Origin of the sequence: Nostoc sp. (assembly GCF_036917515.1) — a bacterium.
Classification (GTDB): Bacteria; Cyanobacteriota; Cyanobacteriia; order Cyanobacteriales; family Nostocaceae; genus Nostoc.
Genome location: NZ_JBALDE010000230.1, coordinates 1 through 14443 on the forward strand (window position 1 = coordinate 1; position 14443 = coordinate 14443).

The following is a 14443-nucleotide window of genomic DNA, read 5'->3' on the forward strand; positions in this document are numbered from 1 at the left end:
ATCACAGGAGTAAGGTTTCATTCTACAGGCACTTAGACGTTGATATACTCCATCATCCCATACTGTATTGCACTCAAGCAGGAACTGCTATAATATTTGTTTAATAATCCCGACTCCAAGTTGATAATTTCGGCATCAAAGGCTGTAAACTGATTTCAACAAGGTGAATGATACCTCTGCATCACACTAGAAAAGCAGAGCAAATAATTTAACCGAGTTCTTACTATAGCTAGCTATTTCATTAATGAAATGGCTGCGATCGCTTGGTCAAATATAGCTTGATTAATCATTAATAATGCAAGAAACATAAGGTTTTTTGCCTAAATTGTCATAGCTATAAAAAAATAACATTTACGTTTTCAGGAGATATTTATGACAGAATTTTTTAATCAAATTTCTCGCCGCAAATTTATCTTCACAGCCGGAGTATCTGCGAGTGCTGTATTGCTCAAAGGCTGTTTGGGTAATCCTCCTGAAAACCTTACTGGTGGAAGCACTCAAGCACAACCAACTGCCCAATCAGTAGTTAATATTAGTCCCGAACAAACACCAGAAACTACTACAGTCAAGTTAGGATATATTCCTATTGTAGAAGCGGCTCCTTTAATTATTGCTAAAGAAAAAGGCTTTTTTGCAAAGTATGGTATGACTAATGTTGACCTTTCCAAACAAGCTTCTTGGGGTGCAGCTAGAGACAACGTAGAAATTGGTTCTATTGGTGGTGGAATAGATGGCGGTCAATGGCAGATGCCAATGCCACATTTAATTACAGAAGGTTTAATTACCAAGGGCAATCAAAAAATTCCCATGTATGTATTATGTCAGTTAATTACGCATGGAAATGGAATTGCGATCGCCAGCAAGCACCAAGGCAAAGGCATTAGTTTACAACTCGCCAGTTCTAAGTCTTTATTTAAGGAATTAAAATCTTCAACACCCTTTACGGCTGCATTCACCTTTCCCCACGTCAACCAAGATTTATGGATTCGCTACTGGTTAGCAGCAGGCGGCTTAGATCCAGATGCAGATGTCAAATTGCTCACAGTACCTGCGGCGCAAACTGTAGCCAACATGAAAACAGGAACAATGGATGCCTTTAGTACAGGCGACCCCTGGCCATATCGTCTAGTTCAAGACAAAATTGGTTACGTAGCAGCATTAACCGCAGAAATTTGGAAGAATCATCCTGAAGAATATCTTGCCATCAGAGGCGATTGGGTTGATAAAAATCCTAAGGCTACCAAAGCAATTTTAAAAGGAATTATGGAAGCTCAACAGTGGTTAGATAATTTTGACAATCGCAAAGAAGCGGCTGAAATTCTCGCTGGACGAAATTATTTCAATCTTTCGTCACCAGAAATTCTGGCCGATCCATACCAAGGCAAATATGACATGGGTGATGGTCGCAAAATTGATGATAAATCAATGGCTGCTTACTATTGGAAAGATGAAAAAGGTAATGTTTCTTATCCATACAAGAGTCATGATTTATGGTTCATCACTGAAAATGTTCGTTGGGGATTCTTGCCAAAAGATTACATTGCCAATAATGCTGCTAAGGCTAAAGAACTTATCAACAAAGTCAACCGCGAAGATATTTGGAAAGAAGCTGCAAAAGAAGCTGGAATTGCTACTGCTGATATTCCTACAAATACATCACGTGGTGTAGAAGAGTTTTTCGATGGTATCAAATTTGACCCCGAAAAGCCAGAAGAATATTTGAAGAGTTTGAAAATCAAAAAGGTCAGTGTTTAGTCATTGGTCATTAGTTATTTGCAAATGACATAGACGCGCCAGCGGCTTCCCGCAGGGTAGGACAAAACACAAATAACAAATAAAATTTAAGGAGAACAGCATCATGACAATAGCCCAAAAACGTCCGGCAAGCCCTAGATTTAATAATAGCTTTATAGCCAGTCTGCAAAAGCAATTTCCTAACCTGATACCACCAGCGATCGCGATCGCAATCTTCCTTGTTATCTGGCAACTTTTCGCTTGGACTCCGGGAGCCACATTACCAGGGCCAATACAAGTTATCCAAGACACTTGGGTTCTGATTTTCTGGCCCTTTTATGACCGAGGTGGTATTGATAAAGGTTTATTTTGGCAGATTTTAGCAAGTCTACAACGAGTCGCTATTAGTTATACACTTGCAGCAATTGTGGGTATTGGCTTGGGCATTTTAATTGGTGTTAATAAAACCATGTCAAAGGCTTTAGATCCTCTTTTTCAATTACTGCGGACAGTACCACCTCTAGCTTGGGTTCCGATTTCTTTAGCAGCTTTACGACAAAACGAACCAGCTGCCTTATTCGTAATTTTCATCACCGCCATTTGGCCGATCTTAATTAACACTGCTGTCGGCGTTACCCAAATTCCTCAAGACTATAACAACGTCGCCAAAGTTCTGCAACTTAGCCGCAAAGAATATTTCACTAATATTTTGATTCCGGCGGCATTACCCTACATATTTACTGGTTTAAGAATTGCGATCGGTTTAGCATGGTTAGCGATTATCGCCGCCGAAATCGTCATGTCCGGTATTGTCGGAATCGGCTTTTTTATCTGGGATGCCTATCAAAATAACAACGTCAGCGAAGTAATTTTGGCTCTAGTTTATATCGGTGTCGTTGGTTTACTCCTAGATAAAGCAATGGCTTGGCTGCAAAACAAAATTTTACCAGCAGAACAGAAATAGTCATTAGTCATTGGTCATTGGTCATTTGTAAAAAGCTAAGGACTAATGACCGCGTACTAAGAACTAATACTAAAAGACAAAGGACAAAGGACAAATTAGTATGTTTGTAGCTGTCGAGCAAATTGAAAAAGTTTTTGAATTAACTGGTGGTGGCAAATATATCGCCCTCAAAGGAATCGACCTCCAAATTAAAAAAGGAGAATTCATTTCTTTGATTGGTCACTCTGGCTGCGGCAAATCCACACTATTAAATATGATTGCAGGTTTGGATTTGCCTACAGAAGGTCTTGTCACCTTAGAAGGACAAAGAATTAGCAAACCAGGCCCAGACAGGATGGTGGTGTTCCAAAATTATTCCCTATTACCTTGGCGGACGGTAAGAGAAAATATTGCTCTCGCCGTAGACTCAGTAATGAAGGGCGTACCCGCAGCTGAACGCCAAGCCATTGTCGAAAAACATATAAATATGGTGGGTTTGCGTCCCCATGCTGACAAACAACCGGGAATGTTATCAGGTGGACAAAAACAGCGAGTTGCGATCGCCCGCGCTTTAGCGATTCGTCCCAAGTTATTACTCCTTGATGAACCCTTTGGTGCATTGGATGCACTCACACGCGGCAATTTGCAAGAACAACTCATGCAAATTTGCGAAGAAAATGAAGTTACTGCCGTGATGGTGACACATGATGTCGATGAAGCAGTGCTGTTATCTGACAGAATTGTGATGCTAACCAACGGCCCTGAATCTAAAATCGGCGATATTTTAGAAGTGGATATTCCCAGACCCCGCAAGCGCATGGAAGTAGTAGAACATCCTAGCTACTACAGCTTGCGGAGTGAGATGATTTACTTCCTCAATCAGCAAAAACGGATTAAGAAAATTCGGGCGCGGAAAACTGCCGACATCGCCCGTCATGGATTGGAAAAAGTTAACCTAGAAATTGGCTTTTTACCTCTGACAGCTTGCGCCCCCTTAGCAGTTGCTAAAGAAAAAGGCTTTTTTGTCAAGCATGGTTTAGATGAAGTTAACCTGGTGCGGGAAAGTAGCTGGCGGGGTATAGAAGATGGCATAAGTGGCGGTTATTTGGATGCGGCTCAAATGCCTTCAGGGATGCCAATGTGGCTTTCTTTGGGAGGACATAATAACCAACCTCTACCCGTTGTCACTGCCCTCACCATGACTCGCAACGGTAACGCCATCACCTTAGCAAAACGCTTTTATGACCAAGGCGTGCAAACCTTATCAGATTTCAGAAATCACCTGATTCTCACCCACGACCAACGGCATACAATGGGGGTAGTACATCCCGCATCTATGCACAACTTGCTGCTGCGTTACTGGCTAGCGGCTGGAGGAATTGACCCCGATAGCGATGTAGATATGAAGACTATTCCCCCAGCGCAGATGGTAGCCGACTTAAAAGCTGGAAGCATTGATGGTTACTGCGTCGGCGAACCTTGGAATTACCGCGCGGCTGTGGAAGGTGTCGGCTTTACCATCGCTACCGACTTAGAAGTTTGGCTGGGACACCCCGGTAAAGTTCTTGGTGTGCGGGAAGATTGGGCAGAAAATTATCCAAATACGCATATTGCCTTAACCAAAGCTTTGTTAGAAGCCTGCCAGTATTGTGCAAATCCCGATAATTCCCAAGAGATTCGGGAAATTTTAGCAGGGCGAGAGTACGTCAGCACTGATTTAGAATACATTCAACTCGAAAATCCAGATAGTCTCACCTGTGACTTAGACCATCCGTTGCAAGACTATGCCCATCACCAGTTTTATTCTGAGTCTGCCATTAACCGCCCCAGCCGCACCGAACAAATTTGGATTATGAGTCAATTGGCGCGTTGGGGTGACACTCCCTTCCCCAGAAATTGGGTGGAAGTTGTTGAACGCGTGTGTCGAGTTCGTGTTTTCAGCACCGCCGCACGAGAATTAGGTTTGGATATTAGCTATATTCGCCAACCGATTAAACTGTTCGATGGTACTCCCTTTAACGCCGACGATCCGATCGCTTATCTCAACAGCTTGAAAATTAAACGTGATTTTTCAGTCGCGGAAGTTATTCTTGATGCACCTAGAAGAAGACTCGCTTCATAAAAAAATGGTGAAAGAAAGAGGGAGTGGAAGAAGTAGCACATCACGCGCGAACTTCTGAACTCCGTTAACGAGTATTTGAGGTGGATGAATCCACCTTTTATCTCCGTTAACGAGTATTTGAGGTGGATGAATCCACCTTTTATCTCCGTTAACGAGTATTTGAAGTGGATGAATCCACCTTTGAACTCCGTTAACGAGTATTTGAGGTGGATGAATCCACCTTTTATCTCCGTTAACGAGTATTTGAGGTGGATGAATCCACCTTTTATCTCTGTTAACGAGTATTTGAGGTGGATGAATCCACCTTTGAACTCCGTTAATGATCTGATTTTTCACGTCATGTAAAAAAAACAACAAAAGACCTAACCCCCTACCCCCTTCCCTACAAGGGAAGGGGGAAAATTCAAAGCCTCTCCCCTTCTAGGGGAGAGGCTTGGAGAGAGGTCAGAATATTCGTTGCAGACACATCGCGTACATTAAGCATTTTAATCCCCAAATACATGCAAAACCCCAACTTGACAGCTACAAATACACTAGAAAAACCATTCGCCACTGCAACCACCAGCCGCAGACCTTTCTTAGAAATTAAAGATGTTACCAAAGTTTATCCTACAAAGAAAGGCCCCTTCACCGTACTCGATGGCGTTAACCTTAACGTCGAACAAGGCGAGTTTATTTGCGTCATCGGCCACTCTGGCTGTGGCAAATCGACGCTGTTAAATATGGTATCCGGTTTTAACTTTCCCACTTCCGGGCAAGTTCTACTGGAAGGAGAACCCATTACTAAACCAGGCCCAGACAGGATGGTTGTCTTTCAAAACTATGCCCTGTTACCGTGGCGAACTGCTTTTGAAAATATCTATTTAGCTGTTAACGCCGTTTATCCCAATAAACCACAAGCCGAAAAAAGAGCGATCGTCCGCGATCATTTAGCAATGGTGGGACTGGCTGATGCAATGGAAAAGAAACCAATGCAAATGTCTGGCGGAATGAGACAAAGAGTTTCTATCGCCCGTGCTTTGGCAATTCGTCCGAAAGTCTTAATTTTAGATGAACCTTTTGGGGCGCTGGATGCGATCACCAAAGAAGAATTACAAGAAGAATTGCTGAAAATATGGGGCGATAACCGTTGTACAGTGCTGATGATTACCCACGACATCGACGAGGCACTATTTTTAGCAGATAAATTGGTAATGATGACCAATGGGCCCCATGCAAAAATTGGTGAAGTTATGGAAATTCCTTTTGGTCGTCCCCGCGATCGCAGCCGTATTATGGAAGATCCACAATACTACCAACTGCGTAACTATGCCTTAGACTTTCTCTTTAACCGCTTTGCCCATGATGACGTAGGTTAAGCTAATCGTCATTCATTTTTGCAAAATAGTACCAGATGCTAGCAGGAAGAACCCTGCAATCAGTAGGGGCAATTCATGGATTGCCCTTACAACTATGTCTAGAAGTTATAAAGTATGTGTAGAACGAGTATGTTGAGAAAAAATCTGTATGACGAGCTACCCAGAAAGCCTAACTAATAACGAATCTGTTAATGCTTTAATCGGCGAGACAACGAGCATTAACCATCTTGAGGTAATTGAAAATGTCATCGACTCTTTGGAACAAGATGATAGTGCGATGGTTAGCCGGACTTCAGAGGGTGGTTATCTCTGGAAGTTTAAATATGGAAGTGTGGAAGTATTTGTTCAACTCAACGGCACAACTGATGAAGACACCATAACGGTTTGGTCGGCGGTGCTAAATTTACCTGCCAAAGATGAACCCAAGTTGATGCGGTATCTTTTGGAGTTAAACTGCTCTAGTACTTTTGAAGCGCGTTTCGGGATTATTGAAAACCGGGTGGTTGTAATATCGACACGTACTTTAGCAGAGTTATCTCCTGGCGAAGTGTCTCGGCTAATTACCATTGTGGCAACGATCGCTGATAATAACGATGAAGCCTTACAAGCTGAATATGGTGCGGCTTAAGGAATTTTAGATTTTAGATTGGGCTATTGCTACATTCCATGCATAGCAATCAGGTTCTGGCAAATCTGCAAAGACTTTTTTTGTGTACCAATTAAAAGCGCCTGGGAGTGTTGCCGTGTTTCCACCCCAGGCGCTTTTTATTTTTAACTTGCTCCTCACACAAATAAATAGTATCACTGTTTCAATTAAAAAGCGAGTTTAGTAAGTGACACTTTTCAAACTGCACCGTCAAGTAAAAGGGACTGGGGATTAGGGATTGGGTTATCAAACGAAAAATTATATCCAAGGCTTTAACCCCAAGGAGCTAGCCTTTACAAGTCTTAACATAACTAATTAAATAATTATTAAAGATATATGCATCCCTTACATTAATGTCTGAAACTCTTTAGTAATCAATTAAACTCTCAAATAAATATTAGCACTCAATGCTTGTAAGTGCTAATTTTTAGCTGAAGTTTAACGTCTATGATATAGACCAAAACTGCGCTTTTTGCAGATGCTTTAGTTCCTTTTCAGATATTATTTTATAAATAGAAAAAACTAAAGATTTCCTGTAAGCAATATAAAATTGGGAGTAATGGTATGAAATACACTTTTGATATTGTCGGAATATCTCCACTTTTGCAGTTTTTTAATCACCAACAGCAAAATAGGCAAAAACTACCCCAACAAGGTGTAGAATACTTGGGAATGCATAGGTGTACGCTAGATACGTTTTTAGAATCGGTAGAATCAGTTCCAGCAAAGTGGGATTGGAATTTGGATCAAGTGGTAGATACCGTGATTAAGTTTTGGTTGAATAACTCAGACAGTATTCGTTATTGGAAAGTGCGTTTAAATGATGCTGGTAAGGACAATTTACTAGTCACAAGGTTGGCGGATATAACCGCCTTACAAGCTGAATTTGAATCTCTACTAGATCGGGAGTGGTGAAGAGATAGGTAAAATTGAAAAAGCTCTAGTCAAAAGCTGAAGAAAAATTCATTTTTGAAATATTCAAAAAACTCTAAAAATTTAAAAAAATGTAAATACCTGCAATGCAGCTTTAATAATCACACTATAGTAAGTATGTGCTGATTAATTCTACGCACGTTATTATTCGTTTTCTCTTCAGCTTTTAATAGTATCTTTTCAGACACTAGTGGTTTTTTTACCACTGTTGCGGACTTTACTTGTGTGTATGCATACAAATCATGCAAATCCAATAATTGCCAAACTTTCTGCTTGAACACTGTTGTGTCCTGGAAACAATTGCAAATTAAGGCTTTGAGAATCATTGCACCTGAAAATTCTAACTTAATTGGTCTAAAATATAGCGCTCAGTATTGACAACTTATAAATAATCGAATAACAAGGTGGCAGTAGCATTAAAAAAAGCGTTGGTGCATTCCTACCTAGAAACTAATTAACGCCCTTCATTAAACTTCATACGGTTAAGATAATTATGCCAGAAAATACGGATAACAGGACTTCCCAATCAGACAATCAAACTATTGCGTATAAAGAACGCCTCAATTCTTGGGCGATCGCTCGTCAACTTCCTAATACGCAACGGGAGATTGTTGCTCGTTTCCGCAGCCGTTCTGATGCCGATGGTTATATGCGGCACCTTCCTCAAGAAATACCAAATGCTTCTTACACGGTTGTTTTTGATTGTCAACGCCAAGAAGCTGTAAATTAAAGTACAAGCATAGGCATTAACCCTTGTTTTTAGTCCAATACGCTTGGGTTAAGGGTTATTGATGTAGATAATTTCTCTACAATCTGGGTTTTGTTGCCCATTCTGGACTGTATCGGTTTAGAATCTCCATTACCCTTTTCTTGCGATCGCGGGTGTAGTCTACTTAAAATGTGCAGGAAGCACTATATATGATTTGCTCTCCACTGAGAGGCTCAGATCCCCTATTTTCTTCAAAAAGTAGGGGATCTTTTAGTTTGTAGTAACTTTTAGCATCTCAATTAACCAGACAAGTTGCTCAAAGCAACTTGTTAAAGATAAACAAACTTCCGCCACAGTGTACTAGTACAGATGCCGTCATACTAATTCTCTGTGAACGTTGTACATTATTTTGACCCCTCCCAACCTTACCAAAGAGATGTGCCTGTGTCTTCATACAGAACCGGTATCAAAAGAAGCGTAATGACAATCAGAAATGATTAAGTTTTTCTAGCAATATATAAATAAAAATCTTGATATATTAACTAAAAATAAACTCCGTAATTTCCCCCTTGTTACTGATATTTTAGATTACTTAAAAGTAAAAGTTAGTGTAATAAGCCCTGAAAATGCTAGAGAGTTAATAAGTGATAAAACAGCACCGATATGACTGGTTCAAAGCTGTAATATTTTTCCTTGACGGAAAAATACTCGCCCTGTTACTGGGGATTTTCTTCTCAATCTCTGTATTCCTACTCTGGCAGAGACTTTTAATCCACAATCTGGGGTTATTGATACAAGTAGAATTGATTGCAGGGTTATTAGTTGTTGTGACGCTGACATTATCAATCTATTTTGCCTTGGCAATGAATGCAAGAAGCCAACAAATAACAGCAATCAATCAAGAGCTAACTCACAGGATTTTTAAACACAAACAGGTAGAAATTGCCTTGCTCACCAGTGAAAATCGTTGGCAACAGCTATTGGAAACTGTGAAAGTTATCCCTTGGGAATTGGACTTGAAAACTTGGCGATTTATTGACGTAGGGCCGCAAGCGGTAGATTTGCTAAATTATCCGATCGCACAGTGGTACGAGGAAAATTTTTGGGTTAATCATCTGCATCCAGATGACAAGGAAAAGTCTCAAGGTTTTTGTCAACAAGCAACTGCTAAATGCGAAAATCACGAATTGGAATACCGGATGTTAGCTGCTGATGGGCGAGTTGTTTGGCTGCGAAATATTGTTAGTGTCGTTGAGGAAGCCGGAACTGCGATCAGGCTGAGGGGGTTTATGTTTGACATTACTGATTTGAAACAGGTTGAAGAAACCTTGAGGCTGAGGGAGAGGGCACTTGCCGCAACCAGTAATGGAATTATTATTGCCGATGCCAGACTTGCGTCCAATCCAGTTATTTACGTCAATCCTGCCTTTGAGCAAATAACAGGCTACAGTGCTACTGATGTAATTGGGCAAAACTGTCGATTTTTGCAACGCACAGATACCCAGCAACCAGTACTTGATGAATTGCGCTCATCTATGCAAACTGGAACAAGTTGCAAAGTTGTTCTCCGCAACTATCGCAAAGATGGTACTTTATTTTGGAATGAATTGAGTATTTCTCCTATTCATGACAACAATGGCAAGTTAAGCCACTTCATTGGCATTCAGAGAGATATTAGCGATGTCTACAACCAGCTTTGCTTACGCAAGCAAGCCGAAGCCAATCTGCGTTGGCAAGCCCTCGCTTTTGAAAACATGCATGATGGCGTAATTATCACAGATTTGACCGGAAGTATTATTGACTGGAATCCTGCTGCCGAAAGTATGTTTGGCTATACCAAAGCCGAGATTTTGGCTAAACATTCCAGTATTTTGCATCAGCCGGAAGTAGCCGCAACATTAAACGCCAACATTTTGTCAACAGTCAACCAGCAGGGACGCTGGTCAGGGGAAATACACTTTATTCGTAAAGATGGCAGTGAGAGAATTTGCGAAGCAACCGTAGTTGCTTTACGGGATGAACAAGGGGAAATTGCGACTGTTGGCATCAATCACGACATTACCGAACATAAACGAGCTAAAGAGGCACTGCAAAGGCAATTACATCGCACCCTACTACTTGAACAAATTACTCAGGAAATTCGTCAAAGTCTTGATACCAGCAAAATTTTTGAGACGGCTGCTACCCAAATTGGCCAAACATTTGCAGCCGATCGCTGTTTGATCCACTCTTACATTAGTAATCCTACACCCCGAATTCCCTTAGTAGCAGAGTATAATACAATCCCTGGTTACTGCTCCATGTTGAAATTGGAAGTCCCCATGACTAACAATCCCCATGCCGAGCAGATGATCGCCCAAGAAAGTGCGATCGCTTCTCCCAATGTGTACCTTGATCCTTTACTACAAATAGTTCAACCTATCTGCCGAGAAATTGGGCTGAAGTCTATGCTGTCAATCCGCACTTCCTATCAAGGAGAACCCAATGGTGCGATCAGCTTACATCAGTGCAGCTATTTTCGCCAGTGGACACAAGACGAAATAGAATTACTAGAAGCTGTGGCGGCTCAACTAGGCATTGCTCTAGCACAAGCTCACTTACTAGAACAAGAAACACGCCAACGTGAAGAACTTACCTTGAAAAATTTTGCCTTAGAGCGGGCAAAACGTCAGGCAGAAGCCGCAAATCGGGCAAAAAGTGAGTTTTTGGCGATGATGAGCCATGAAATTCGGACTCCAATGAATGCTGTGATTGCTATGACAAGTTTACTGCTAGATACTGACCTCACACCTCAACAGCAGGACTTTGTGCAAACAGTTCATAGTAGCGGAGATACTTTACTCACGATCATCAACGATATTCTAGATTTCTCCAAAATTGAGTCAGGCAAACTGGAATTAGAAGAACAGCCTTTTAATTTGAGAGCTTGTGTGGAAGAGGCTATTTCCTTTTTAGCTCCGAAAGCTGCCCAAAAGGATATCGAACTAGTTTATCTGATCCAGCCCCAAGTTCCCACTCAAATCGTCGGTGATTTGACTCGTCTGCGCCAAGTCTTGATGAATCTTGTCAACAATGCTATTAAATTTACCGAAACCGGAGAAGTAGTACTCTCTGTTGAACTGGGGACTCTTGAATTAAATAAAAAAACTTCTTTCCAATCCTCGATACCTGTTAAAAAAGAGCAAATTCTCTATGAAATTCAATTTGCGATCAAAGATACAGGTATTGGCATCGCACCAGAGAAAATAGAGCGATTGTTTCAACCCTTCACTCAGGCTGATGTCTCCATGACTCGACGATATGGTGGCACAGGGCTAGGACTGGCGATTAGTAAGCGGCTCAGTAAGATGATGGGCGGCACTCTTTGGGTAGAAAGCCAAGGATTTATTGGTGGCAATCCTAGCCCTAGATGGGATAATGGAAAATTATTATCATTTCCTGACTCTTCACTGGGTTCAACATTTTACTTCACCATTATTACCAAAGTGGCTGCTCAGTCAGAACCAGCTCAATTAAGCACTTCGCCGCTGCTTGCGTCCAAGCGACTATTGATTGTAGATGATAATCTGACTAATCGCCAAATTCTTAGCTTGCAAGCAGAGTCTTGGAAGATGGAAACTTATACTGCCAAATCTGGTAAAGAAGCTTTAGTTAAACTTGCTCAAGGAACGCAGTTTGATATTGCTATTTTAGATATGCAGATGCCAGAAATGAATGGCATAACCCTAGCTCGTCAAATCCGCAAGCAATGTGGTTGTCAAAATCTGCCTTTGGTGATTATGACCTCTTTAGCGAAAGTAGAAATTTCTTCTGACTTTAATGATGTCCAGTTTGCTGCTTGTTTGAGTAAACCAATCAAACACTCTCAACTTTACGATGTTATTACTCGTGTTTTGGGAAATCAACCGCTCATAACCAGTATTTCTCATTTTCCCTTGGTTGATCGGCATTTGGGTCATCGACTACCACTGCGAATTCTTCTAGCAGAGGACACGGTTGTTAATCAGAAAGTTGCCCTACTGATGCTACAGAAAATAGGTTATGGGGCAGATGTCGTTAGCAATGGTCTAGAAGCGATTGAAGCTCTACAAAAACAGCCATTCGACGTAGTGTTGATGGATGTCCACATGCCCAAAATGGATGGGTTAGAAGCAACTCGGAGAATCTGTCAAGAATGGAAGGTGGGTTTTCGTCCGTATATCATCGCCATAACTGCCAATGCCATGCGGGGCGATCGCCAAGTTTGTCTTGCTGCTGGTATGGATGACTACATTAGCAAACCCATTCAGCTGCAAGAGTTAGCTCAGGCACTCAGCAAATGTCTACCCCAAAGAAATTTTGAATTCACTTCCATCGAACAACAAAGCGAAGTGATGCGCCCAGAATTGCAACCTTCGCCAAATATCTTACAGTCAGGGCAAAACCAGATATTGAAAAGCGCCAAAATTGATGCCAAAATCCTCCAATCCTTGCAGGATATGGTTGGAGGAGATCATGTGGCATTTGCGGAACTAATTGAGTGTTATCTTACAGAGACAGCCAAATTAGTGCAACATATCAGCACCGAGATCGCAAGTCAGAATATCCAGACTATATGGAAGACAGCGCACAAACTCAAGTCCAGCAGTGCTTCTATTGGAGCGATCGCCCTAGCGCAGCTTTGCAAAGTGTTAGAATCACAGGCACGCAGCGGTAAATTAGAAAACAATCTAGAATTACTTTCACTACTGTATCAAGAATATGAACAAGTTAAAACTGCCTTAGAAAAAGAACTTGCGAAGGAAGCACCATGAAAGCCACTGCTCAAGAAAGCCAATCTTTAGTTTTAATTGTTGATGATGAACCTTTTATTCGCCTGATACTGCGGAATTTTTTAGAGCGGGAAGGCTATCAAATAGCGGAAGCTGAAAATGGCATAGAAGCAATAAATGTTTTTAACCAACTGCACCCTGATATAGTACTCCTTGATGCCATAATGCCGGATATGGATGGATTCGAGTGTTGCACTCAGTTGGAGCTTCTAGATTGTAATAAGCACACTCCAGTTTTAATGATTACAGGACTTGACGATCAAGAGTCAGTTGACCGTGCATTTGCAGTGGGGGCAATAGATTTTGTTACCAAACCGATTCACTGGCCAGTTTTGCGACAACGGGTAAAACGCTTGATTCAGCAATCTCAGTTACAGCAAAAACTGGAAGCCGTAAATCTGGAATTGCAGCGATTAGTTACTATCGATGGATTAACTCAAGTAGCTAATCGCCGAGGATTTGAAGAGTATTTTTCCCAAGAGTGGCAGCGCCTAAAACGCGAGCAACGTCCGCTTTCTCTAATTCTTTGCGATGTTGATTTCTTCAAATTATATAATGATACCTATGGTCATCGGGTAGGCGATCGCTGTCTTCAGAAAATTGCTCAAGCTTTCAAAGATATTATTAAAAGTCCCGGAGATTTAGTTGCCCGTTATGGTGGGGAAGAATTTGCTGTGATTTTACCTAACACAGACACCAAAGGGGCGACTCATGTTGCCGACAAAATTTGTCGTGCTGTCCGAACATTAGCAATTCCTCATCACAATTCCCAAGTTAGTTCTCATGTAACTATTAGTGTCGGCTTTACGACAGAAATTCCTCAGCCAGATTCTGACTTAGAAGAAATGATTGCCGCAGCGGATCAGGCGTTATATGAAGCAAAGGCAGCAGGACGCGATCGCTTTGTGCAAAATATTCTACTACCCAAAAGTACAAATTCCCGCTAGTATCACAAGGCGGAAGTCAAAAGTTAAAAATCAAAAGTCAAAATGAATATAGCGTAAGCGTTTTATTGATTTGGAATGGGTATTTTCTTTACGCTCAACGCCGTACTCTATTTGCTTAATTGCTGCTAACAAGGTGTAATATTTAAGACTTTCCTAGCAATAACCAGTGAGTTCTTCATCTCCATCTATACTTCCCTGATTATTACCTTCATCTTCATTAATGGGAATAGCAAGAAACTA

At 41.3% G+C, this 14443-nt stretch carries 10 protein-coding genes; all 10 read left to right on the plus strand.

The window, feature by feature from the left end; all coding sequences use genetic code 11:
- Nucleotides 1-372 precede the first annotated feature (372 nt).
- Complete coding sequence (locus V7K89_RS30180; RefSeq protein WP_335193890.1) at nucleotides 373-1755, plus strand: CmpA/NrtA family ABC transporter substrate-binding protein; 1383 nt, start codon at nucleotides 373-375, stop codon at nucleotides 1753-1755.
- Between the two features lie 103 nt (nucleotides 1756-1858).
- Nucleotides 1859-2698, plus strand: coding sequence for a nitrate ABC transporter permease (gene ntrB, locus V7K89_RS30185; protein WP_335193892.1), 840 nt, complete (start codon nucleotides 1859-1861; stop codon nucleotides 2696-2698).
- 94 nt (nucleotides 2699-2792) lie between these two features.
- Nucleotides 2793-4799 carry an ABC transporter ATP-binding/substrate-binding protein gene (locus tag V7K89_RS30190; protein WP_335193940.1) on the plus strand — a complete coding sequence of 669 codons (2007 nt, stop codon included), beginning with the start codon at nucleotides 2793-2795 and terminating at the stop codon, nucleotides 4797-4799.
- A gap of 84 nt (nucleotides 4800-4883) precedes the next feature.
- Nucleotides 4884-5144 (plus strand): hypothetical protein, encoded by a 261-nt coding sequence (locus V7K89_RS30195; RefSeq protein WP_335193894.1) that lies wholly within the window; start codon nucleotides 4884-4886, stop codon nucleotides 5142-5144.
- Between the two features lie 155 nt (nucleotides 5145-5299).
- Entirely contained in the window at nucleotides 5300-6157 is an 858-nt protein-coding gene (locus V7K89_RS30200) for a nitrate ABC transporter ATP-binding protein (RefSeq protein ID WP_335193896.1), read from the plus strand.
- Nucleotides 6158-6305: 148 nt separating this feature from the next.
- The gene (locus tag V7K89_RS30205) at nucleotides 6306-6785 is read left to right on the plus strand and encodes a YbjN domain-containing protein (RefSeq protein ID WP_335193898.1); all 480 of its coding nucleotides are present in this window, start codon (nucleotides 6306-6308) and stop codon (nucleotides 6783-6785) included.
- Nucleotides 6786-7367: 582 nt separating this feature from the next.
- Nucleotides 7368-7718, plus strand: a complete 351-nt coding sequence (locus tag V7K89_RS30210) for a hypothetical protein (protein ID WP_335193900.1) — start codon at nucleotides 7368-7370, stop codon at nucleotides 7716-7718.
- A gap of 511 nt (nucleotides 7719-8229) precedes the next feature.
- Nucleotides 8230-8466: a hypothetical protein gene (locus V7K89_RS30215; RefSeq protein WP_335193902.1), complete on the plus strand. Its 237-nt coding sequence runs from the start codon at nucleotides 8230-8232 to the stop codon at nucleotides 8464-8466.
- A 623-nt stretch (nucleotides 8467-9089) separates the two neighbouring features.
- Nucleotides 9090-13238: a PAS domain S-box protein gene (locus V7K89_RS30220; protein WP_335193904.1), complete on the plus strand. Its 4149-nt coding sequence runs from the start codon at nucleotides 9090-9092 to the stop codon at nucleotides 13236-13238.
- Complete coding sequence (locus V7K89_RS30225) at nucleotides 13235-14203, plus strand: PleD family two-component system response regulator (RefSeq protein ID WP_335193906.1); 969 nt, start codon at nucleotides 13235-13237, stop codon at nucleotides 14201-14203. Before V7K89_RS30220 ends, V7K89_RS30225 begins: the two co-directional genes overlap by 4 nt.
- Nucleotides 14204-14443: the final 240 nt, after the last annotated feature.